The following is a 24240-nucleotide window of genomic DNA, read 5'->3' as shown; positions in this document are numbered from 1 at the left end:
GTCTTACTTAGATGGCCCGAATAAATCGGGCCATCTCTAAATAACCTGATTTAATCGGAGCACGCAGAACCTATTCATGGTTTTAATTCAGTAAACTTTTTAACCCCTCTAAGTGCGAGCGAGCGATTGCTTTTGATTTTTTTTCATCGCGAGCGTCTGACTTACCATACCATTCAAGATAATCTTTTGGTAATTCATCAAGAAAGCGGCTCGGGATACAATCTTGTAATTCCCCGCCACGACGCCGTTGTCTCGCTAAGCTGAGGCAAAGCGCTTTCTGAGCGCGCGTAATTCCTACATAAGCCAATCGCCTTTCTTCTTCAATTTGATCTTGTTCGATGCTTTCGCGATGCGGTAACAATTCTTCTTCCATGCCGACCAAATAAACGAAAGGAAACTCTAAACCTTTTGAGGCGTGTAAAGTCATCAGTTGCAGCTTACCGCTCACGGCCTCATCTGACTGTTCAAGAATATCTATTAAAATCAGCTTGTTGATGACATCGCTTAAGGTATTTTCTTCTTTTTTATCCAGCAAGCGACCAACCCAGTCTAATAACTCCAGCACGTTTTCCATGCGCTTTTGTGCCTTAATAGGCGCATCCGTTTGCTCATATAAATAAGCCTCATAGCCAATATCTTCGACCATCTCGCGCAACACTTCGACCACAGGCTCTGTTTGGCAACGACGTTTAATGGTTTCTAGCCAGCGTTTAAACTCTTGGATGGCGGCGCGAGATTTTTCATTAACGGATTCACTTAATGCCAAATGATCACAGCAATGGTATAAACTTTGCTCTTTCGTTTGAGCATAATGTCCTAAGATGGATAACGTCGCCTCACCAATACCACGTTTTGGAGTATTTATAACACGTAAAAAAGCCGCATCGTCTGTTTCATTACATAAGAGCTTTAAGTACGCAAAAATATCTTTAATCTCAGCACGAGCAAACCAGGACTGACCACCACTGATATGATAAGATACGCCATGATGCCTTAGGACTTTTTCAAACAGTCTAGCCTGATGATTCCCTCGATATAAAATGGCGTAATCCCCAAACGACGTTCCATAACGAAGCTTATGACTAATCATGTCCATGACGACTTGCTCCGCTTCATGCTGCTCATCACGACAACAAAGAACTCGGATTAACTCACCATGCCCTAACTCGCTCCAGAGTTTTTTTTCAAACAAATGAGGATTATGGCTGATAAGATGATTCGCCGCATTAAGAATACGTCCGGTTGAACGATAATTCTGTTCTAGTTTAATCACTTTAAGTTGAGGAAAATCGGCCTGTAGCTGTGTCAAGTTTTCAGGACGAGCCCCTCGCCAAGCATAAATCGATTGATCATCATCCCCCACCACAGTAAAACTTGCTCGAACACCTACCAATAAGCGAACCAATTCGTACTGACAAGTATTGGAGTCTTGATACTCATCGATTAATAAATGGCGAATGTTGTTTTGCCAATGCTCCAAGAGATCGGGATATTGACGAACAAGTTGCACAGGCAAGCGAATTAAATCATCAAAATCAACAGCATTATAGGTTTGTAAGGTTTTTTGATAGCCCGTGTACAAACGCGCGGCTTCATTTAACAATGGATTTTCCAGTTGATTTGGGACGGCATCCGGTCCAAGCAAATCATTTTTCCAACGTGAAATTTGATATTGAATTTGAAGCACATCTTCTTTCTGATTGGCTTTTGCTGGGGGCAATAACCCTTTAATCACCCCCAAACAATCTTCTTGATCAAAAATGGTAAAGCCTTTTTTTAATCCGCACCGAACCGCATCACGCTTTAAAATGCTAAGCCCTAAGGTATGAAAAGTGGCGACTTTTAATCCCCGTCGTGCGGTAGTAGACAGCGTTGATGAAATGCGCTCACGCATTTCATTGGCTGCTTTGTTTGTGAACGTTACAGCATAAATACTGTTAGCGGCATAACCACATTCTTCTATTAAATAGGCAATTTTTCGTGTAATGACCCGCGTTTTTCCACTGCCTGCCCCTGCCAGCACCAGCAAAGGGCCATCGATGTATTTAACGGCGGCAGTTTGTTGGGGATTGAGCATGTTCTAACCTGCAAAAAAATTGTGGATTATGACAGGAGTTCAATAAAATATGCTAGAATTTCTTCTTTTCGCTTTTCCTGATTACTATGAAAGATTCTGATACCCTGCAACGGTTTATATTTGAACACGCAAGCATTCGTGGTGAAATTGCGCATCTTGATGAGACGTATCGAACCGTCATGGAGCAGCACCCTTATCCTGAAGAAGTCCGAACCTTATTAGGAGAAGCATTAATCTCTTGTGTGTTGCTCGCTGGCAGCATTAAATTCGAGGGAGAAATCAGTTTGCAATTTCATGGAGATCATCGCCTGCCGTTATTGCTAATTCAGTGCGATCATCAACTTAATGTCAGGGGGTTTGCAAAGTATCAAGAACCCGAAGATAAAAATACCGTTGACTATTATGACTCATTTTTAGCAGGAAAAATGATCCTAACCATCAATCAGTACAATAAAACCCAAGCGTATCAAAGCGTTGTTCCCATTGATTCGACTTCAATGAGTGAAAATATCATGCATTATTTTGCCCAATCTGAGCAGGTTTCAACACGCGTCTGGCTTGCTGTAACAGGAAATAAAGCCGCTGGGATGCTCTTGCAGCTTATGCCAGGACAAGATACTCAGCAACGCGAACAGTTTTGGGAATATGCGGTGCATTTAGGTGAAACCATCACCGACGAAGAATTAATTTCGCTGGATAATCCGACCATTTTACATCGGTTATATCATGAAACAGAACTTAGACTTTATCATGCTCGCGCCGTTAAATTTCAATGTCGCTGCACCCAAGAAAAAATGAAGGATGTGTTAACTATTCTTGGTGAAGAGGATTTGAATAAATTACTTGAAGAACAAAGTCACGTCACCATAAGTTGTGACTTTTGTAATAAAAAATATGAGTTTGACGCCATTGATGTGGCCATGTTGTTTCGAAGATAACCTCTAAGCTGTGTTTTAGGCTAAGGGCTAAGCCCATACTCTTCTGACTGCAGACTCCACTAAGCGTCTACTGTATGGGCATATCGGTGGGCGCTAAAATCCCACTCCCTGGCTCAGAAAGGTGAACATAATCGCCCCGCATTGCCTGTAAGATTTGTTGCATCATATTAAATTGCTCGCTCAACTGAAAATACAAATCCCCAGAATGATTATCTTGCAACTCCCCTACCGACAAATAAGCAGCCTGCCCCATGTCACTGAAATATTCAAGACTTACATGTCGCTTATCAGCCATCCCTGGAAATAAGCCACAGAACAACAAACTTTTATCACCCACATCTTTCAACCGCTCGACTTGTCGCTTCCCAAACAATTGCATTGATTCTAAAAAATCTAGCGCAATCACGGATTCTAATAATTGGGTTGTTTGAGAATATCGCATTAACAAAAACACAAGATAACTTTCTGTGTTTTCGTTTAACACAAGTCTAGTTGCAGCCTGGGCTTCATTAACCAACGCGTGCCATTGGCTAGTATCGGTGGGATGCAAAATTAATTTTTTCATTTTTACCACCTTTTTTTTTACTCTTACTATTAGTTTAGCAAAGCTCATGCCACATGAAAGGGGAGGAATAGGTTTTTTTTGATTCAGTGGTCTGCCCCAACATCACTGTTTTTATGAAAATTTTTAGCTTCTACACATTCTTGCCACAATATTCTGCGGATTTCATGTATAATGGTAAATACATAAACAAATAGCTTGGACCTTTGTCCTGTTTTGCTTTCTAAGGTTAATAATGATTGAGAACATTCGAAATATTGCCATCATCGCTCACGTCGATCATGGAAAAACCACTTTGGTGGATCAGCTGTTACAACAAACGGGGACGTTAAACGAACGCGCGCCTAAAGTTGAGCGAGTCATGGACTCTAATGCACTGGAAAAAGAGCGTGGCATTACCATTTTAGCTAAAAACACCTGCGTGCATTGGCAAGGGTATCAAATTAATATTGTCGACACGCCTGGACATGCTGATTTTGGTGGCGAGGTTGAGCGTATTTTATCGATGGTGGATAGCGTACTCTTGTTAGTCGATGCCGTCGATGGTCCCATGCCCCAAACACGTTTTGTGACTCAAAAAGCCTTTGCCCAAGGGTTAAACCCCATCGTCGTCATCAATAAAATTGACCGTCCAGGCGCGCGTCCCGATTGGGTCATGGATCAGGTGTTTGATTTATTTGATAATCTCGGCGCCAACGACACGCAGTTAGATTTTCCAGTGGTGTATGCTTCTGCATTAAATGGCTATGCCAAATTAGATCTGGCAGAAGAAACGGACAATATGGATGCCTTATTGCAAACCATCGTTAAGCATGTTAATCCGCCAGAGGTGGATGAACATGGTCCATTCCAAATGCAAATTAGTTCCTTAGATTATTCGTCATACGTTGGAACAATCGGAATTGGCCGCGTAACCCGTGGACAAATAAAAGCAAAATCTCCAATCAAAATTATTGACAAAGAAGGCGACGTTCGCAGTGGGCGACTCTTGCAATTATTAGGATTTAAAGGCTTAGAGCGCGTTGAAATTGAGCAAGCTCGGGCCGGTGATATTATTGCCATCACCGGTATTGATCCGTTAAATATCTCCGACACCATCTGCGATCCAGCTTTGGTTGAGGCGCTTCCTCCTTTAACCGTGGATGAGCCTACCATCAGCATGACCTTTCAAGTCAATGATTCTCCCTTTGCCGGTCAAGATGGGAAATTTGTCACCAGCCGTAAAATTCGCGAGCGATTACAAACCGAGTTGTTGCATAACGTGGCGTTACGCGTTGAAGACACCAATGATCCCGATAAATTTAGGGTCTCAGGCCGTGGTGAACTTCATTTATCCATTTTAATTGAAAACATGCGTCGAGAAGGATATGAGCTCGCCATATCAAAGCCTGAAGTCATTCTCCGCGAAGAAGAAGGACAAACCTTAGAGCCACACGAACACTTGACCGTTGATGTCGAGGAAACACATCAAGGCAGCATTATGGAAAAACTAGGCGAACGTCGTGGTGAATTGCAAAACATGACGCCCGATGGCAAAGGTCGCGTTCGCTTGGATTACATTATTCCTACTCGAGGTTTGATAGGCTTTCACACCGAGTTTTTATCCAGCACATCAGGCACCGGTTTAATGTATCATGTGTTTGATCATTATGGGCCAGCCCATCGTGGTCGCCTAGGCAAGCGCAACAATGGTGTATTAATCGCCAATTGCCAGGGTACTGCTCGCGCGTTTGCATTATTTAATCTTCAAGAGCGCGGTCGTTTATTTATTGAACCGCAAACCGTCGTTTATGAAGGGATGATTGTAGGGATACACTCTCGAGATAATGATTTAGTGGTCAATGTAACGAAAGAAAAGCAATTAACAAATATTCGCGCATCCGGAAGCGATGAAAATATTATTTTGACCCCTGCGATTAAATTATCGCTTGAGCAAGCCCTAGAATTTATTGATGACGACGAATTAGTAGAAGTCACACCGATATCCATCAGGTTACGTAAAAAAGAGTTAAAAGAACATGAGCGCAAACGAACTGCGCGTGCTGCTAATAGCGATGAGTAACAGCAAGGACTAACTTGTTATGACCAAACAAAAGTTTAAACGTGTCATTTTGTACGCTCGCCAACACCGAGCTAATCAAGGCGTCAATGAAACGCTTCAACGTTTGGTTGGTTTTCTAAAATCTCAAAACATTTCTGCCTTTCAGGATGTCGATACCGCATCTAATTTTGAATTGAAACTGCCTGTATTGGAGCGCGACAATATGGGCGAAAATCAAGACTTAATTGTCGTGGTTGGAGGCGATGGCAGCCTGCTTTCGGCCGCTCGAATGGCCATTAAAGTCAATGTGCCGGTTATTGGCATTAACCGCGGACGGCTTGGGTTTTTAACCGATATTTCGCCTTCTGAAATTGATGAACAACTCGGTGACATATTAAATGGTCAGTACCAAGAAGAGCGTCGTTTTTTATTAAAAACTCGCATTCATGATGATGATTCGACTTACTTTCAAGGCGATGCGCTTAATGATGTGGTTCTTAGCCGAGGAAGCGAAACCCATTTAATTGAATTTGAAGTATGCATTAATCAACAATTTGTCAGCCATTATCGTGCAGATGGGTTAATTTTGGCCACACCAACTGGCTCTACGGCCTATGCCTTATCCGCGGGTGGACCTATTGTGCACCCCCTCTTAAATGCCATGGTGATGGTACCGATGTTTTCTCATAGTCTAACCACCAGACCTTTAGTCATTGATGGCCATGACGTCGTAGATTTGAAAATTAGTAAAAGCAATGAAAGCGATTTACAAATTAGTTGCGATGGACATGAATCCCGCACAGTAAAGCCTGGCCAGATTGTATCGATTGAAAAAAATGCCCAGCAGCTGCGGCTATTGCATCCTACCGAATATAATTATTATGATACCTTAAGAATTAAATTAGGGTGGGGAAGCAAATCCCAGGGATAATTATGCTCACGTCTTTATGCATTGAAAATTTTGCCATTGTCGCGAAGTTAGAACTGGACTTTAAACCGGGGATGACGGCATTTACTGGTGAGACAGGGGCCGGCAAATCCATCATGATTGATGCCTTAATGCTAGCTCTTGGCGATCGCGCCGATGTTTCGGTCATCCGTCCTGGCACCGATAAATGCGACATCAGTGCTTGCTTTCAATATGACGAACACTCTCAGCCCGCCCAATGGCTAGAAGAACATGAGATAGCCAGCGAGGATGGAATAATTTATCTGCGTCGGGTTATTCTTGCTGAGGGACGCTCAAAATCCTACATTAACGGCCAACCATTTCCGTTGCAAAAAGTAAAAGAACTCAGCGAGCGATTAGTTGACATTCACGGCCAACATCAACACCAAACCTTACTTCATCATGCAACGCATCGCCAACAGCTTGATCAATTTGCAGGCCATGACTCCCTGCTTGAGCGCGTTGCGGTTTTGTTTCAATCCTGTCAAAAAATTAGAAAAGAAATAAAGCATCTAGAACATCAAAGCACCTCTGAGGAGCGCCGAGAATTATTGCAATTTCAAATTGAAGAACTTCGTGAATTAAATATACAAGAAGGCGAGATGCAACGACTGCATGAAGAACATCAGTTTTTACACCATGCCCGAGAATATATGGAGCATGCGCAGCAAATCAACAACTTATTAAGCAGCGATGAAGAGCCGAACATTATCCAAAGCTTAAATCATATTATGCAACGACTTTCCAGCTTGCCAGATAATCAACCTTCCATTAAAAACGCACGTGAACTAATTAATTCGGCCATAATCCAGTGTGATGAGGCGCAAGATGAAATTGCTCAATTTTCAGCGCAGATCTCACTTGATCCCGAACGATTGAATGAGGTAGAAGCTCGGATTAGCCAACTTCATCAAGCTGCACGAAAATATCATGTCGAGGCCAATCAGTTACCTGGCATCTTAGTTGAGCTTGAAGCAGAATTAAACACCTTAGAAAATGCTGGGCTTCAGCTAGAACGTTTACAAAAAGAGCATCAATCCGCGCTTAAAAACTATCAAATTGCGGCTGAAGAACTTCGTCAATCTCGTCAACATCACGGTAAAAAATTAGCTAAAGCCATCAGCGAAACCATCAAACAATTAGGTATGCCAAATGGCTACATTGAAATAGAAATAACCTCCCTTGATAAAATGCAACCTCATGGCCAAGATAAAGTTGAATATAACGTCTGCACTAACCCAGGAATGAAACCGGATGCATTAAGTAAAGTCGCATCCGGAGGCGAATTATCCCGAATCAGCTTAGCAATTCAAATGATCACGGCTCAACGCGGGAGTACCCCCACGTTATTATTTGACGAAGTTGACGTGGGCATTGGAGGGGCAACTGCGGCTTTAGTTGGACGCCTACTTCGAACCTTAGGCGAGCGATTGCAAGTATTTTGTGTCACGCATCAGCCCCAGGTCGCTGCCAGCGCCCACCACCATTTTGTGGTTGAAAAACATAGCGATAACCAACAAACCTATTCGCGAATTATAGCTTTGGAGCCTTCTGATAAAATCGACGAAATCGCAAGAATGCTTGGTGGTTTAAAAATTACCGAACAAACGCGTTCGCACGCAAAAGAACTGCTGCAGGAATTTGAAGCATGTTTGGCTTAAATTGAAGCTGTTAGTAACAACGTTACATTCACCAATAACCGTATCCATAGTTATTTCGCATTTAGAAATGCTTAGGTTAAGTGAGTCTTTCGTTCCGTCATGGTTTCAATGCTGTTTTGAATGGTTTGCTCACAGATTTCCTGCATGATCGGTATTTCCTTTAAAGACTTTTGATGAGCAATAAGATGCGCGATTAAAATACAATCTTCCCAGGCTTTTTCATGCTTGCGCGCCTTATTTTTCAACCAAAGCGCAACCCAAATAAAGTGAAAAAGCCAACGTTCCCGTTGCATTTCAAATACTTGTTCAAAGACCGCGCTTACGGCTCTTTCAAAATCACACACTTTTATCCCTTCAATGAAGCTACAAAATTGATTCACCACTGTATCAACGCCTTGAGTTTCAATATACCAAGACTCTGTAAACCGTTTGGTTTTAGACCAGAGTTTTGAGCGCTGGAGGGCTTCATCGATTCGTGTTGGGTTAAACGGGGCAATTTGCACCGTTAACTGTTCCAGCAACGCTCGTTCATCCAATCGGTTGGGGATAAACTGCAATCCCAGTTCTTCTTGAATTTCTAATAAATGCAAATCTGGCATTTCACCCTGTTCGATACTGATAGCCAAGAAGTGATTGGTTAACAAGACTAAATAGTTGAGATCTACTTCTCGGAGCATTACGGTCTCTTCAAAAGACTCATCATAATATCGCGCGAGTTCCTGAGAGGGAATATCTGGAGTAAACCAGGCGTCTTTGATGCCAACCTCAAACTTAAACAATAACCCGCAAAGACGATTAATTTTTCGCTGTTTAAAATGAATAAAAATTCCTTGCGCACCACTACCATCCACTTCGCTGGCTTTAATTCTGAGCGTTGGATTTTTCTTTTCCGCGTGAAATACCACGCCTCGCTTACGCTGTACCTTTATCCACCGCTCAAATTGTGAATGATACGATTTAGGATACCAATGCTTGATGGCTTGCAAGCGGGACAGCGATAAAGGCGTTAATGTTATCTTATCGATTAGAAGATCAATGGTGGATACAACGACATCGCGCACCTCAGCTTTAGGATGAAGTAGCGTTAAGAGAGCGATATCCTGCCCTTCTTCTATGCTGTATAAATCAATGACTAAATCGGTAAAAAATTCAGCAGGCAGAGCATAACTTTGGGCGAAAAAGTTTTCAGCAATATCAAACGCTGAAAGATCTGATAATTCCTCGATTAAATCACGAATGGAATTTAAATGCGCGCCTTCTTCTTGTGGCAACGTTAATTCTTCTTCACTGGCTAACTCATAATAAGCGTCTTTAAGTTCATCTGATAATTCGACATGCACTTCATAAAACGCATTTAAGACTGGAAGCCAAAAACTTAGGGAATGATCGCTCGTTTGTATGGCATCGGCCAAGTGCGACATGAGTTGCTCTAAGAGTTTAATCGCCAATTTATTCTGCGATTCGGCAGCGGCCTGCAACTGTGAGATGCAGATTTCAAGAGCAAAGACGCAAGCGGAATAATAAGGCTTTGCAACATCAATATCTAACTCATCCATGACTACGATTAGATCAATCAAGCCTAAAGCGAGTTCCGGTTCCTGAATAAAGTGCGAATAATGACTTGGATCTAGATTTTGGCTTTGTTCAATAACATCTGCGATATCATGCAACCAAGTTTTCAGCCGATCAATACTTACCATTATACCTTATCTTCTATTAGTCTTGGTTTACCATGTTCATCGATGGCAACAAAGATAAACGTCCCTTCAGTGACGCGGTATTTATAACCGCTGCCAAGCGCCTCGGACCAGACCTCTACGTCTATCGTCATCGAGGTTCGCCCTTGTTTAATCAGATCAACATGGCAGCTAATCAGATCACCGACATGAACGGGTTTAAGAAACGTCATAGAGTGAATGGCAACTGTCGCAACCCGGCCTTTGGCAATTTTTTTGGCTAAAACGCCTGCGGCCAAGTCCATTTGCGAGACTAGCCAACCACCAAAAATATCTCCGTTGGCATTGGTGTCTGCTGGCATGGCCAACGTTTGAATAGTTAGCTCTCCTTTAGGATTGGAAGTCATGAGGAGCCTCGTTTCAACTTGGCTAAAGCATCTGCCATAGCCGTATTGAATAGAGGCTTGTTGTTGGCTGGTGACGGTTTAGGCGACGCTGTTTTTTTAGGCAGGACTTTTTTCTTCACCGCTTTGGGGGTATTCGTATTAACCGCTTTGGATTTTTTGGTTTGCGTGTGTTCATCCTCGAGTCTCATGCTAAGACTGATTCGACGACGATCTTGATCCACATCAATGACTTTCACCTTGACAATATCCCCTGCTTTCACAACCGTGCGTGGGTCACTGACAAATTTACTGGTGAGCGCTGAGATGTGAACGAGTCCATCCTGGTGAACCCCAATATCTACAAATGCTCCAAAGTTGGTGACGTTGCTGACGACGCCTTCAAGAATCATCCCTTCTTTCAAGTGATTGATCTCTTCAACCCCTTCTTTAAAGCTAGCGGTTTTAAACTCAGGCCTGGGATCGCGTCCAGGCTTTTCTAATTCTTTGAGCACATCTTGCACGGTGGGCAAACCGAACTGTTCGTCTACAAACTCTTTAGGGTTAAGGCTTCGAAGCAAATCAATATTTCCAATTGCATCAGAAATGGGCATGCTTTTACTGGTAAGAATTTTCTCAACCAACGGGTAGGCTTCCGGATGAACTGCAGAGGCATCTAGAGGATTTTCTCCCTGCATTATTCTTAAAAACCCAGCGGATTGCTGGTAAGCTTTTTCGCCCATTCGTGAAATTTGTTTTAATTGTTCTCGACTTACAAACGAACCATGCGCATCCCGGTATTCAACCAAATTCTTAGCCAGCGTTTCATTGAACCCTGAAACGCGGGTCAGCAAAGCACTGGAGGCTGTGTTCACATCAACACCCACTGCGTTGACGCAATCTTCCACAACTGCTTCTAGGCTACGGGCTAATTTTGTTTGATTCACGTCATGTTGATATTGCCCAACTCCGATGGATTTAGGTTCGATTTTGACCAACTCGGCCAAAGGATCTTGCAGACGTCTTGCAATGGAAACAGCCCCTCTAAGAGTGACGTCTAACTCAGGAAATTCTTTGGAGGCAAGCTCAGAGGCTGAATAGACGGAAGCTCCGGCCTCACTAACCACCAATTTAGTCAGCTTTAAATCCGGATACATTTTAATCATATCGCTAACTAGCCGCTCTGTTTCACGAGACGCGGTGCCATTCCCAATGCTTATGAGATGTACTTGATAACGCGCCGCTAATTTTGCGAGCGTTGCGATCGCATCATGCCATTCATTTTGTGGCGCAAATGGATAAACGGTCGCGTAATCCAACAACTTTCCGGTTTCGTTAACGACCACCGCTTTAACCCCGGTTCTAATACCAGGATCCAGTCCTATGGTTACTTTATGACCAGCAGGAGCGGCGAGCAATAAATCTCGCAAATTTAAAGCAAATACGTTGATCGCTTCCTCATCCGCCATCTCGCGTAATTGCGTCATCAATTCTAATTCCAACTTGGTAAAGAGCTTAATTTTCCAAGTCAGATTAACGGTTTCTAAGAGCCATTCATCGGCAGCACGCCCTTGAGCGGTAATGTTAAAATAACGAGCGATTCGTTTTACACCGTACTCAGGATCTTCGGGTAAGGTCAATGCCAATTGTAATGCGCTTTCACGCCGTCCGCGAAATAAGGCCAACGCCCGATGCGATGGAATTTTATGAATGGGTTCCGCGTAGTTAAAATAATCGGCAAATTTATTGGCCGCAGCACTTGCTTTGCCCTTGGCGCCGGTTGAGGCCAACACCCCATGTTGCCACAAGTAGCTTCTAAGCTCTTTAAGCAAATCGGCGTCTTCAGCAAATTGTTCCATAAGAATTTGGCGAGCCCCCTCCAACGCTGTAGTAACATCGCTAATGCCTGCCTCGGCATTGAGGTATTGCGTCGCATACGTTTCTGGAACTAAGGTTGGATCAGTTAATAATCCTAGAGCTAAAGGCTCTAACCCCGCCTCTCTAGCCAGCATCGCTTTTGTACGTCGCTTTGGCTTGTAAGGTAGATATAAATCTTCCAAACGTGTTTTGGTGTCCGCTTTATGAATTGCTTGTTCTAATTCAGGAGTCAGTTTTTCTTGGTCTTTAATAGACTGGAGAATGACGTTGCGGCGTTCTTCTAATTCACGTAAATAGTGTAGGCGCTCAGCAAGCAGGCGTAACTGACTGTCGTTTAATCCTTGAGTTGCTTCTTTTCGATAGCGTGCAATAAAAGGAACCGTTGCTCCCTCATCCAATAACCGAATTGCTGCTTCAACTTGTGCAACCTCGGCATTCAATTCACTAGCAATCACTGACGCTGTTGCCAACATCTCCTGAGTCATTTATTTCCCCGTAAATCTAATAAAAACTGTCTAAGAAGGCGCATTATACCTGTTGTCATTTGAATTGCGAGACTCACAGGCCTTTGAGTCTATTCCACCGTCACGGATTTCGCTAAATTACGCGGTTGATCCACATCCGTCCCTTTAACCACAGCCACATGATACGCCAGAAGTTGTAACGGCAGCGTATAGATAATAGGCGCAACCCAATTCCCGCAAGCTGGGACTTTTATCAGCACAGCGCCATTGGCTTCCCAACTTTGGGAATCATCAACAAACACCAGCAGCTGGCCACCGCGTGCACTGACTTCATGGAGATTCGATTTTAATTTATCCAATAATTCATCATTAGGCGCAATAGCCACAACTGGCATGTTTTCATCCACCAAGGCTAAAGGACCGTGTTTGAGCTCACCGGCAGGATAAGCTTCGGCATGGATATAAGAAATTTCTTTTAACTTTAAAGCGCCTTCCAAGGCAACAGGATATTGAACGCCACGTCCTAAAAACAAAGCATGAGCCTTATTCACAAAATTGGTGGCAAGTGCCTCAATTTCACCGTTCATGTTTAATGTTTGCTGGCATTGTTGCGGGAGCTGTTGTAACTGTACTAATACCTCATTTGCCCGCTCATCTTTAGAAAGAGCAGCAGCCAACATTAAAAAAGCCGCCAGTTGCGTGGTAAAGGCTTTGGTGGAGGCAACGCCAATTTCAACGCCTGCACGAGTTAAAAACACAAAATCAGATTCACGAACGAGCGTTGATGTTGCGACATTACAGATGGCAAAAGAAGCCAAATAATTCATTTGTTTTGCTTTTTGCAAAGCCGCCAACGTATCGGCCGTTTCACCAGATTGTGATACGGTGATAAATAACGTTTGGTCATGCACAACAACATCGCGATAGCGAAATTCACTGGCAATCTCAACCGATGTTGGTATTCCTGCAAGGGATTCAAGCCAGTATTTAGCAATTAAACCCGCATGATAACTCGTGCCACAGGCGACAATATGAATTTGTTTAACTTGATCAAAAACAGCTAACGCTTGATCGCCATAACTGGCTCGTAACACCTCTAAGCTTGAAATTCGACCTTGTAAGGTATCAGCCAAAACCTGGTTTTGCTCAAAAATTTCTTTAAGCATGAAATGGCGATAGTCGCCTTTACTGACGGCATGACAATCATCACTTAAAGCATGCGCCTCGCGGCTAATAGGATTGCTGTCTGCGTCATACAACTGCACTCCCGTTGCCGTTAAACAGGCGCTCTCACCTTCTTCGAGATAAATCACCGATTGTGCAAACGTTCGCAGAGCCAATGCATCAGAGGCAATAAAATATTCATCAATCCCATATCCGACCACCAAAGGACTGCCCTTGCGAATCGCGATGAGCTCTTTAGGAAAGTGCTGATGGATAACCCCCAAAGAAAACGCGCCATGCATTTGCTGTGCAGACGCCTGAACCGCCGCTAACAAAGTCGCTTCGGTTTTACAATGATAATGAATCAGATGAGCGGCGACTTCAGTATCGGTTTCGGATAAAAACTCATACCCTTTATCCTGTAAAAACTGTCTTAGCGATTCATGATTTTCAATAATTCCATTATGCACGACTGCCAACTCATTTTGTGAGAGATGAGGATGGGCATTTAATTCACAAGGCTTGCCATGCGTGGCCCAACGGGTATGTGCAATCCCAACCTTTCCCGTCACGGCCGTGTTTTGCATTGCCTGAGCCAATGCTTGCACTTTGCCCGACATGCGCACGCGCTGAAGTTGCAAATCATGATTAATCACCGCTATACCGGCTGAATCATAGCCACGATATTCCAGTCGGCGCAAACCCTCTAACAATATTTTACTCACTTCCCTGTGTGAAACCGCTCCAATAATCCCGCACATAATGACTCCTCGATCGAAGATTTTTTGCTGAAAATCCAACAATTATGCCACAACGTTTAAAAATAACTTAGCTTTTTGCATTAGACATTTTCGTATAGGACGAAGATCAGAAGTCTAGGGCTTATTTATCTTTTTCATCAGTCTTGAACGGTCACGCGCCCAATCCCGATCTTTAACGGCATCCCGTTTGTCATAAGTTTTTTTGCCCTTTGCTAAAGCAATTTTGGCTTTAATTCGATTATGCTTCCAATACAAAGACAATGGAACTAGGGTATATCCTTGTCGCTCAACTCGACCAATCAGTTGATTTAATTCACGTTTATTTAGCAATAATTTTCGAGTACGAATGGGGTCGGGAAGTAAATGAGTGGATGCCGTGGGTAAGGGCTGAATTTGAGCGCCCAATAACCAAGCTTCACCTCGTTTTACAATGACATGCGCTTCCGCTAAATTTATCTTACCGGCACGCAGGCTTTTTACTTCCCACCCTTCTAAAACCATTCCAGCTTCATATTCTTCTTCAATAAAATAATCAAACCTTGCCTTTTTATTCACGACAATCGTTGAATTTTGTTGTGTTTTAGCGGTCATAAGACACCTAAATAAAAACAGCAAGTATATACCCAACATACGCCAAAATGCGACTTTTATGCGGATACTTTTTCCGCCCAAGCGTTGCGAAATAGTTCGCGATAGAGCGGGGCTATCACTCGCTTTTTCTCAACGTTTGGACAAAAAAATGTTTGAATTTAACTTATTAGGCATCTGTATTTAGGGTATGATTTTATCAGCAAAAACATCAAAATTTGGAGGAGCTATTCATGAATGTTGGCGATAAAATACCCCCTTATGAGTTTGAAGCGACCAATGAGGTCCAATCGAGCCTCGATGCTTACCGCGGAAACTGGTTAGTGCTTTATTTTTATCCTAAAGATTCAACCCCAGGCTGTACTCTAGAAAGCCAGGAATTTAGAGACCATTATTCCGAGTTCAAGAAAAACAATGCGGAAATCTTGGGCGTTTCACGTGACAGTTTGAAGTCCCATGAAAGATTCAAAACGAAACAAGAACTCCCGTTTGAATTGATCAGTGATCAAGACGAAGCGCTTTGCCAAGCGTTTGGTGTGATTAAAATGAAATCCATGTATGGCAAACAAGTTCGAGGCATTGAACGAAGTACGTTTCTGATTGATCCAGAAGGTAACGTACGTCATGAATGGCGAAAAGTCTCCGTAAAAGGCCATGTTGCGGAAGTTTTGTCGGAACTTAAAGCGCTTTCGTAAACATTTGTGGCGTATTGAAAGAAGTAACTTTATGGAATTTCTGAGGGTTGTAATAAAAACTTGACTGCGAACGGCCGGCTCAGCAAAATGAAATGACGAACTTAGATCAGGAAGAAACGATGGACGCCCAAAAGGAACAAAAGTTGTTTGTGTTGGATACGAATATTTTGATGCATGATCCAACCGCTATATTCCGTTTCGAAGAGCATGATATTTATTTGCCGATGGTTGTCTTGGAGGAATTAGACAACCACAAAACCGGTCTCTCAGAAGTTGCCCGAAACGTCCGTCAAACCAATCGCATGCTGGTCGAGTTGATGAGCAATGCCAGCCATGATCAAATTGTAGAAGGTCTTGCAATTCCCAATTACTTGGTTTCAGAAGAGGTCAAAAGCAGTGGAAGGTTATTTTTCCAAACCGATGATTACGAGCCTTTAAGGCCAACGTCTTTACCTGGACATAAAGTAGATAACACCCTGCTTGCCACCGCTTTGGGGCTACAAAAGCAACATCCCAATAAGCAAGTCATTATCATTTCTAAAGACATTAACCTTAGAATCAAAGCCGGAATATTAGGCATTCAAGCGGAAGATTACTACAACGACCGCGTATTGGATGATGTGAACTTGCTGCATAGCGGCGTTCACATTCTGGAAAATGACTTTTGGGATAGTCATTCTAAAGACATGGAAGCCTGGCAGGAAAATGGGGTCACCTTCTATCGCATTAATGGTCCTTTGACGAATAAGTGGAATCCTAATGATTGTTTAAGTACCGAAGACAATCAATTTCAAGCCATCGTGAAGCAAGTTGAGTCTGGGCATGCGGTTGTTCAAATCGCGCACGATTACGCGCAAACAAAAAATGCCATTTGGGGAATTACCGCAAGAAATCGTGAACAGAATTTTGCCTTTAATATGCTAATGGATCCCGAAATTGACTTTGTGACGCTGCAAGGATCCGCAGGTACCGGCAAAACATTGCTCACAGTTGCTGCAGGATTAACCCAAGTACTTGATCTTAAACGCTACACAGAAATTATCATGACCCGCGTCACGATTCCCGTTGGTGAAGACATCGGTTTTTTACCAGGTACAGAAGAAGAAAAAATGACGCCCTGGATGGGGGCATTAATGGATAATCTTGAAGTGTTGCATAGCGCTCAAGAGGGTGGAAGTTTTGGGCGTGGGGCCACTCAGGATTTAATACAAAATAAAATTAAAATTCGCTCCTTAAATTACATGCGCGGACGTACGTTTTTAAACCGCTTTATTATTATCGATGAAGCGCAGAATTTAACGTCGAAACAAATTAAGACGCTCGTTACCCGCGCAGGGCCAGGAAGTAAGATTATTTGTCTTGGGGATATTAAGCAGATCGATACGCCTTACTTGAGCGAAACCACCTCCGGTTTAACCTTTGCAGTGGATCGATTTAAGACTTGGCAACATAGCGCGCATATGACTTTAACTCGCGGAGAGCGATCAAGACTTGCATATTATGCCGCTGAGCATTTATAGTACGTACTTTTTAGAGATTAATCATGTCTACCCAAGCGATTACTTTTGATGACGTATTGCTCGTCCCTTCCTACAACCATCACGAATCTCGACGTGTGGTGAACATCAGCATGACGGACCGGTTAGAAAAGCTCACCCTTGAATTGCCCGTTATCAGTTCAAACATGGATACTATCACCGAAAGCAAAATGGCCAACTTTATGCATAGTAAAGGCGGCATTGGCGCTTTACATCGTTTTCTAAGCGTTGAAGACAACATTCGTGAGTTTAAAGCTTGCCAAGGCCCTGTGTTTGTTTCCGTGGGTTGTACCTCAGCCGAACTAGAACGTGCTGAAGCCTTACGGGATGCAGGCGCCGATTATTTTTGCGTCGATGTAGCGCACGCTCATGCCAAATACGTCGGCAAGACCTTGAAAAATTTACGTCAGATGCTCGATGATCGCTGTATTATGGCTGGAAATGTAGCAACCTATGCAGGAGCTGACTATCTCGCTTCTTGCGGTGCTGATATCATCAAAGCGGGTATTGGTGGCGGTTCTGTCTGCAGCACACGGATTAAGACAGGATTCGGCGTTCCAATGCTTACTTGCATTCAGGATTGCGCAAGAACGGATCGCTCCATTGTCGCCGATGGCGGTATTCGAACCTCAGGTGATATTGTCAAAGCGTTAGCTTTTGGGGCTGATTTTGTAATGATTGGCGGAATGCTTTCAGGAACCGATCCAACCCCTGGCAAAGTCATTACCAAAGAAGATGGCACCAAAGTAAAAATGTATCGCGGCATGGCCTCTCGCGAAGCTCAAGAGGATTTTATTGGCCAAGTCCATGAGTGGAAGACCGCTGAAGGCGTTGCTACGGAAGTACCTTACCGCGATAGCCAGGATGCCATCATTGCCGATATTATCGGTGGGCTAAGATCTGGCTTAACCTATGCGGGCGCAGATACCATTAGTGAATTACAGCGCAAATTAAACTTTATTGTGGTTACGCAAGCGGGCAGACTTGAAAGCTTGCCTCATAAGCTAATGGAGCGCTAATCGACTATCCCCGTGATTTTTTAAATGCGGCAGGACGAAAAAGAAAAAGCCTAAATCACGCATTAAGAACGATCGCGGGTATTTATTTACCTCATTTTAACCACCTGGTGCTTTAAATCGTTTGGCTGCTGGTTGCTCCTGTTGTTGAAGCTGTTGCTGCTGTGTTTGTTGTAATGATTCACGATCGACTAGCGCATTATCCGCTAAAGCCAGCAATTCAGTACTTGGGGAAGAAGTACTGGCAGGCGGCGTCATTCGAACTAGACCCGCGTCTGGTGTTGCTGAAGTTAGTCCAATCTGCTTATCCATATCTTCTTTGGGTTGAACCGAAGTTAAAGCAACATCCGTTGGTGTAGAAGCTTGAGAAACACCTTGGGAACTTTGCTGAGAATTTTGCTGGCTTTGACCGGCATTCTCTGGCACTTCAGCATCATTTTTAGGGGGTTGCGAATCCTCTTGTTTTGATTGCGCCGATAAGTAGTGATCCAAGCCCCGGCTAAACATAGTATTCATCATTTGTATCCACACATCCAGCATTGTTTTGCTATTTCCTTGTTCAGAAGACGGATTATTCGCCATTTTTGGTCTAACATCATCCTGTCCTGCTGTTTGCTTTTCGTCTTTATTCTCTCCTGCTTCCTCATTTTGATTGCTTTCTTCAGAGCCGGCTTCAAGAGGTGTAGTAAATTGATTGCCTTGAGGCGCAGGCGCTACTTGAGCATTTTTCCTGTTAGACGGAGGGACGACCGAACCGGCTGGAGTGGACTCAGGATTGAAAGAAGCACCTTGTTCAGGACTAGAGGAAGGTTGGGGTGTCTGAGTCCTGGGCTCCGGCAACTTTTTTAATCCGCCTGTTTCGGTGATTTGTAGACGGCCCTCTTTATATTGTTGCAGTTGTTCCGGATCATTGAGCACGTCCTTCGCGGCAGAAATTTGCTGAAATTTAATTTTTGCGCTCTGTTGTTCTTCCTCAGTTTTACCACTCTGTTTATCCGGATGATATTGTAGAGATAGCTTTTTATAAGCGTTATTAATCTCACTGTTCGTTGGGGTCGCATCTTGATCCAACTCTAATAGTTGATAGAGTTCTTGTTCATATCCCATGATTATAACCTCGACTTATCACTGCATATTAGTTTAAGTATATACCCTAACACGATAATACGCTTAAATTTGACTGTTTGTTCTATTGTATTTAAACGACATGATGGCAGCGAAACAAATCGAATTATTTACAATTTTTTTACTCTATTGGGTATATAGCCGTGATCGGCCAAAATGCGTGATTTATGCTTTTTGTTTTTCGCCCTGCCTCATTTTAAAAAGCTCTTAAGGGAATGAGACGTTACTCGCTTATTAAAATGTGACAGGACAAAAAATAAAGGTGCCTACAAACAAGCATTTTGAACGATCACGGGCATAGATCAAAAATTAGATCCACGTGTCAATAGTTTTTTTTTGAAAAATTCATTTGGAAAGTGACTGCCGAATGACGGCTTTATCTTGTTATTCCCCTATTGTTGGCTAAAATTTACTTAACACCCAGGTTTTTATATTGGTGGACAAAAATATCAATTTTTTTACTTCGTATATGAGAGTAAGACATTGTCTTTTTTAAAAGAGGAAAAATGTAACAAGGAGAAAGATTATGTTTAAAATTAAATTATTATCCGCTTCAGCTGTTTTCCTTACTTTGTTAGCGTTTAATTTGCACGCAATTAATACGGAGCCAATTCCCAAAACCCCTAAACAAAAAGAAACGATGCAAAAGCAAGTAAAACCTAAAGAGTTCCCACAAATGGATTGGAGGAAAAATAATACCAAAAAATCTACGCCAAAATCTAAACCTAAAGAGTTTCCAGGTTTGGAATGGAAAAAAGAATAAGCACAAGCACCGTTGACCTATCTTGGGAGTAGCATAGGAATTTCAAAGCAGCTATTTCTCATTTTTTCATGGTGAAGTTCAAAAAGTGCTGTAAATTCCCATCAATTCAGCCTATCAAGTTAGGGGGGTAATCCCCCTTTTTTCTGAGGCTTAAAGTAGAAAGCTAGGCAACTAATGCCTGTTTGTGCCTCGTTGGAGGTCCCTCTGTCCCATAGCAGTATTCGGGTGCTCATTGTGATAAGTTCAAAGCGATTGTGTCGCATGTGGCTGGGTTTCAGCAATAATTCAAATAAAAATAGTGGATTAGCCAATCATACCTAACTGTACGGTTATAGAATTCAATATAAGCATTTTGAAGTTGATTGGGTATCGTCCGTTCCACCAACGTGTACCAATACCTATCGTTTCTTTTAACTTAATAAAAAGTCCACCGCTGCCAAAGAGTGAATTTTTGTAGTATCAAAAACAGGAACAATTACATCTTTTTTGCTGAATAATGAGTGGTATTTCCGTACATCCAAGAATAATTCCTTCGACCCTATTTTTAAGTAATTTGTCTCTGTACATGACAGGTTTTTTTGTCATGCACAGAGGTAATTTGTCAATAATTGATTCATAACGCTGTTTTGTAATCTCGGTTCTAATGCCTTTTCCGAGTTAATCAAAAATAGTTGCATGATTAAAATCCGATCCGCTTCATTCGGAATAATTACCTCTATGCCTTGTTCAGTCAATTTTGATTTAAAAAAATCAAGCTCCATGGTGAATTTGGCTCTGTACGGTACGCGGCTTGTTCGCGGGATCCAGGATTCTAATAGTATCGGAGGAACCCGCGCATAAAGCGCGGTACGTAGGCAAATAGGGTAATTTAAAATCACACGTGCTCTCGCCCTGCATTTTGAAAGATCACGGGTATAGTTGCTAGAACCTATGACTATGATCACATACTTCCTTTCTGGGTTATACTATGGACAACCCGACAGGACGTAACAGGTACTTATGTATGAATATCGATGATTTTCGTTATATGTGGCGTGGAAAAGCGATTCGAGCGCTTTCAAAAGAACAATTGGAATGGTTATCCCCGATTGATTGGCATGAGGAACATCATGAACGAGCCTTGCTATTATTACATGGCTTTTCATCTTCTCCTGCAGTTTACCGCGAGCTCATACCAACTTTATCTCGTTTATACGATGCCGTGGTTTGTCCAGCGTTACCTGGCCATGCTACTCATATAGCAGCGTTTGCCAAAGTCCAAGCCCACGAATGGGTTAGTGCTGCTGAGGATTCCTGTGAAAACTTAACGAAGCATTATAAACAAGTAGATGTGATGGGGCTTTCCTTAGGTGGGCTTTTAGCCTGCCATTTAGCCAATAGCTTTTCACTGCATCATCTTTATTTGCTGGCGCCCGCGCTTTCGCTGCGATTAAATCTTCCTCTGGCCATAGCGCTTGCAAAACTATTGCGTTCACTGGGTTTTAAACACTTACGTAATCGCGCGGGAAACTTGCGTACCAATCGCGCTGCAGAAATTGCTTATCGCCATTTACCGATTGCAACCATTATTGAAATCTTAACCTTAATCAAAGAATTCAAATTCTCACCGCCTACTTGTCCTGTGGATGTATTTTTAGGGGCCTATGATGAAGTGGTTGATTCTCATAAGATTGAAGATTATTTTAACAAACTTCCGAATGTCGACATCCATTGGCTACAAAACTCTGCGCATATTTTACCTTTGGATGGTGATATTGACCGCATCATTGCTTGCTTAAAACAAAATTGGGAACAGGAGAAAAAAACTTAGAGCGATGAAAACGATTAGGGACTGTTAACCCTAGATCGATAGGCCGAATGAATCGGGCCAGGTAGGTTAGAGTGGTTTACATCTGAACCCATTTATTATAATCAGTATATTCTTGGATAAAAGGCATTCTTAAATCTCTCATATCCAATACGGAGCCTTCAAAGGCTAGAAAATCCGTTCTCATTTGTGGGAGGTTGTAGAAATGAATATCACTAGCATCGCTCGCTAAAGTATGTTGTCGTTTCACAGCGGATATTTCGGCAAGCGCCTTATTAAATGTTTTTACAAAGGCACGTTCTGCTCGTAAATAGCGTCCATTAAAATGCGCCTTTTCGCATAATTCGAGATCGAGCTTATCCGTTACTCCGGCGAGCTGAATGTAGGATTGATCATAGCCACGAACGACTAATACTTTACTGTTCACCCAATGAAAACTTAACCAAGATTGATCTACCATAGTCAGCGAAGTGACATTGGCCATGCCTCTTAATTTAAGCTTCGCGTTTCCACTTAAATCCAGCATTAAATTATGACTTCGGACACCACTAATATCCACTGTACCTGACGTGACTTTCAACTTGCGAACGCCGAGATTGCCTCCAAGAATGGTATTTCCCTTATCATTGTTGATGATGAGGTCAATCAAATTAGAATTAAGCTTCGTACCTTTAACTATTCCATTACCATGATACTCAAAACGATTTAAAAAACGTCCTTGTACTTTCGCAGTGATTGGTCCGAACTTTGGATAGCCCTTTCCAGCAACAATAGTTAATGTACTCCCGGAAACGGTGGTTGTGACATTGGCTAAATCAGCAGCTGCGCCAGTTAAGATGACTTTTGGTTTTGAGTACCCGGAGTGAAGACTGATATTAATATTTCCTGTTACTATCACTCGATTAAATGCACCAACATCTCTCGTTTGCTTGATCGCAGGCAAGGTCGTTGGGGTGGTTTGATGATGAGCGCAAGCCGTCAACAATACCAAAAAAATCAATACAAAAGACCGTCTTAACATGATGAGAATCCTGTTATAGTATCTTGCTACATTAGAGGAAGTTCGTGTAATGCGCAAGAATTTCAACTCTATCGCTACTATTCGTTATAAAAATCAGAAATTTTTACTTTTTTTGGACACCCGCCATGGTGATGATTAACTGGGGCCTTCTGGATCAAAGTAGCTAACGATTCTCCTTTTGGAAGTAAGGCCGGAAGCGTGATGTATACATCCACTAACAATCCGTTCTTACACCCAAAATGGACTTTTTCTGCGGCGTGTTTTCCAAATGCATTATTAAATTCATACGTAAGATCCGCCAATTTGATCTCATCGCCAATGTGTTTTTTCAGAAAATCGCTAAACGAGCTTTCAGTTAGTTGTTCGGTAAGATCCATGGCTTGCGAAAAATAATCGTTACTCGATAAAATATGGCACATTCCATGACGATTCCACTCATGACGCTCAAGACAACTCCCATGCGCAAAACTAGGCATTAATTGCTTGAGTCGTTGGGCTACTTCTGGGGTCAATAAAACTGGAGAATACTGACAGAAATGACTTTTTTTCCTTCCACCACAGTAACCATACTGGTTGCCACATTTTTTCTGATTAGGCCATAAGCCATGCAATACTAAATGATTGGCATGATAGGAGGTAGGCGAAAGTTGGTAACATTCTGGTTTTCCGGCCTCATACCCATAGGTTTCACAAAATCCTGGCTGCCAGCTAAGTGCTAACACAAAGTGATCGGCAAGCCCTGGGCTATTATCACAGGGCGTAGGTTTTTTTACCTTATAGTGCGGTTGCCCACAAGCCGCTTTTACCCATCGTAAAGCACTCGGATCTTCCAGTAATTCAATGCGAACCCATTCAGGTGACCGTTGGTTAATTTCTTTGATGGAGTAACGCTGGGAGGGGCTTATGAACTGGGCTGGGGACCGTGTTTCTTCTTTTGAAACATAGGCAGGACATGTCCTTGAGGCATCAAAATAACCCGAAACTGGAATTGCAGCCAACGAAGTTGTTGATATGAAGGCGAGTAAACTGAGCGTAAATCTTATCATCCATGCATCCTGGCATTTGTATAAGATAAAATCCATTATATCTGGATTACATGAATTTACCAGCAAAAACTAACTTAACCTAAACTC

At 42.7% G+C, this 24240-nt stretch carries 19 protein-coding genes and 1 pseudogene; 9 read left to right on the top strand and 11 right to left on the bottom strand.

Translation table 11 applies throughout. The annotated features are described in order from the left end of the window. Positions 1–82 precede the first annotated feature (82 nt). Positions 83–2077: a UvrD-helicase domain-containing protein gene (locus E1O47_RS03725; protein ID WP_133129924.1), complete on the bottom strand. Its 1995-nt coding sequence runs from the start codon at positions 2075–2077 to the stop codon at positions 83–85. Between the two features lie 86 nt (positions 2078–2163). On the opposite strand from E1O47_RS03725, the gene hslO reads away from it, so the two are divergent. Continuing rightward, the gene (gene hslO / locus E1O47_RS03720; protein WP_133129923.1) at positions 2164–3015 is read left to right on the top strand and encodes an Hsp33 family molecular chaperone HslO; all 852 of its coding nucleotides are present in this window, start codon (positions 2164–2166) and stop codon (positions 3013–3015) included. A 67-nt stretch (positions 3016–3082) separates the two neighbouring features. Here hslO and E1O47_RS03715 read toward each other — a convergent pair whose 3' ends face one another. Beyond that, entirely contained in the window at positions 3083–3580 is a 498-nt protein-coding gene (locus E1O47_RS03715) for a hypothetical protein (RefSeq protein WP_133129922.1), read from the bottom strand. A 232-nt stretch (positions 3581–3812) separates the two neighbouring features. Here E1O47_RS03715 and typA point away from each other — a divergent pair, with 232 nt between their 5' ends. From typA to recN, 3 genes are read left to right on the top strand one after another with little or no spacing between them, the layout of a single operon-like run. Further along, on the top strand, positions 3813–5639 hold the full coding sequence (typA, locus tag E1O47_RS03710; protein WP_133129921.1) for a translational GTPase TypA: 1827 nt from the start codon (positions 3813–3815) through the stop codon (positions 5637–5639). A 19-nt stretch (positions 5640–5658) separates the two neighbouring features. Further along, positions 5659–6549, top strand: coding sequence for an NAD(+) kinase (locus E1O47_RS03705; protein ID WP_133129920.1), 891 nt, complete (start codon positions 5659–5661; stop codon positions 6547–6549). 2 nt (positions 6550–6551) lie between these two features. After that, entirely contained in the window at positions 6552–8228 is a 1677-nt protein-coding gene (gene recN, locus E1O47_RS03700) for a DNA repair protein RecN (protein WP_133129919.1), read from the top strand. 71 nt (positions 8229–8299) lie between these two features. Here recN and E1O47_RS03695 read toward each other — a convergent pair whose 3' ends face one another. The 5 genes from E1O47_RS03695 to smpB form a co-directional block, all read right to left on the bottom strand. After that, positions 8300–9928, bottom strand: coding sequence for a hypothetical protein (locus tag E1O47_RS03695; RefSeq protein ID WP_133129918.1), 1629 nt, complete (start codon positions 9926–9928; stop codon positions 8300–8302). Next, complete coding sequence (yciA, locus tag E1O47_RS03690) at positions 9928–10311, bottom strand: acyl-CoA thioester hydrolase YciA (RefSeq protein ID WP_133129917.1); 384 nt, start codon at positions 10309–10311, stop codon at positions 9928–9930. The genes E1O47_RS03695 and yciA overlap by 1 nt, the downstream gene beginning before the upstream one ends. Continuing rightward, on the bottom strand, positions 10308–12650 hold the full coding sequence (locus tag E1O47_RS03685) for a Tex family protein (protein ID WP_133129916.1): 2343 nt from the start codon (positions 12648–12650) through the stop codon (positions 10308–10310). Before E1O47_RS03685 ends, yciA begins: the two co-directional genes overlap by 4 nt. Before the next feature lie 89 nt (positions 12651–12739). Further along, positions 12740–14554: a glutamine--fructose-6-phosphate transaminase (isomerizing) gene (gene glmS / locus E1O47_RS03680; RefSeq protein ID WP_133129915.1), complete on the bottom strand. Its 1815-nt coding sequence runs from the start codon at positions 14552–14554 to the stop codon at positions 12740–12742. Between the two features lie 114 nt (positions 14555–14668). Continuing rightward, a complete protein-coding gene (smpB, locus tag E1O47_RS03675; protein ID WP_133129914.1) occupies positions 14669–15145 on the bottom strand; it encodes an SsrA-binding protein SmpB in 477 nt (158 codons plus the stop codon). A 230-nt stretch (positions 15146–15375) separates the two neighbouring features. Here smpB and E1O47_RS03670 point away from each other — a divergent pair, with 230 nt between their 5' ends. The 3 genes from E1O47_RS03670 to E1O47_RS03660 all read left to right on the top strand — a co-directional run bounded on the left by E1O47_RS03670 (position 15376) and on the right by E1O47_RS03660 (position 18394). After that, the gene (locus E1O47_RS03670) at positions 15376–15837 is read left to right on the top strand and encodes a peroxiredoxin (RefSeq protein WP_133129913.1); all 462 of its coding nucleotides are present in this window, start codon (positions 15376–15378) and stop codon (positions 15835–15837) included. A gap of 92 nt (positions 15838–15929) precedes the next feature. Next, positions 15930–17357, top strand: coding sequence for a PhoH family protein (locus E1O47_RS03665; protein ID WP_242601990.1), 1428 nt, complete (start codon positions 15930–15932; stop codon positions 17355–17357). A 23-nt stretch (positions 17358–17380) separates the two neighbouring features. After that, on the top strand, positions 17381–18394 hold the full coding sequence (locus E1O47_RS03660) for a guanosine monophosphate reductase (protein ID WP_133129912.1): 1014 nt from the start codon (positions 17381–17383) through the stop codon (positions 18392–18394). 96 nt (positions 18395–18490) lie between these two features. Here E1O47_RS03660 and E1O47_RS03655 read toward each other — a convergent pair whose 3' ends face one another. Then, positions 18491–19498: a J domain-containing protein gene (locus tag E1O47_RS03655; RefSeq protein WP_133129911.1), complete on the bottom strand. Its 1008-nt coding sequence runs from the start codon at positions 19496–19498 to the stop codon at positions 18491–18493. Positions 19499–20042: 544 nt separating this feature from the next. Here E1O47_RS03655 and E1O47_RS03650 point away from each other — a divergent pair. Further along, positions 20043–20279, top strand: coding sequence for a hypothetical protein (locus E1O47_RS03650; protein ID WP_133129910.1), 237 nt, complete (start codon positions 20043–20045; stop codon positions 20277–20279). Positions 20280–20525: 246 nt separating this feature from the next. Here the strand turns inward: E1O47_RS03650 and E1O47_RS12690 are convergent. Then, positions 20526–20643, bottom strand: a pseudogene (locus E1O47_RS12690) (IS3 family transposase); the annotation flags it as partial. A gap of 639 nt (positions 20644–21282) precedes the next feature. Between E1O47_RS12690 and E1O47_RS03645 the strand changes: the two are divergent. After that, positions 21283–22089 (top strand): alpha/beta hydrolase, encoded by an 807-nt coding sequence (locus E1O47_RS03645; RefSeq protein ID WP_133129909.1) that lies wholly within the window; start codon positions 21283–21285, stop codon positions 22087–22089. Positions 22090–22165: 76 nt separating this feature from the next. Here E1O47_RS03645 and E1O47_RS03640 read toward each other — a convergent pair whose 3' ends face one another. Beyond that, positions 22166–23107 (bottom strand): GIN domain-containing protein, encoded by a 942-nt coding sequence (locus tag E1O47_RS03640; RefSeq protein ID WP_133129908.1) that lies wholly within the window; start codon positions 23105–23107, stop codon positions 22166–22168. 77 nt (positions 23108–23184) lie between these two features. After that, positions 23185–24153: a ribonuclease T2 family protein gene (locus E1O47_RS03635; RefSeq protein ID WP_133129907.1), complete on the bottom strand. Its 969-nt coding sequence runs from the start codon at positions 24151–24153 to the stop codon at positions 23185–23187. Positions 24154–24240 lie beyond the last annotated feature (87 nt).

Source organism: Legionella yabuuchiae (genome assembly GCF_900640115.1).
In the GTDB taxonomy this organism is placed as follows: Bacteria; Pseudomonadota; Gammaproteobacteria; order Legionellales; family Legionellaceae; genus Legionella_A; species Legionella_A yabuuchiae.
This window is presented reverse-complemented; position numbering and strand designations above follow the sequence as displayed.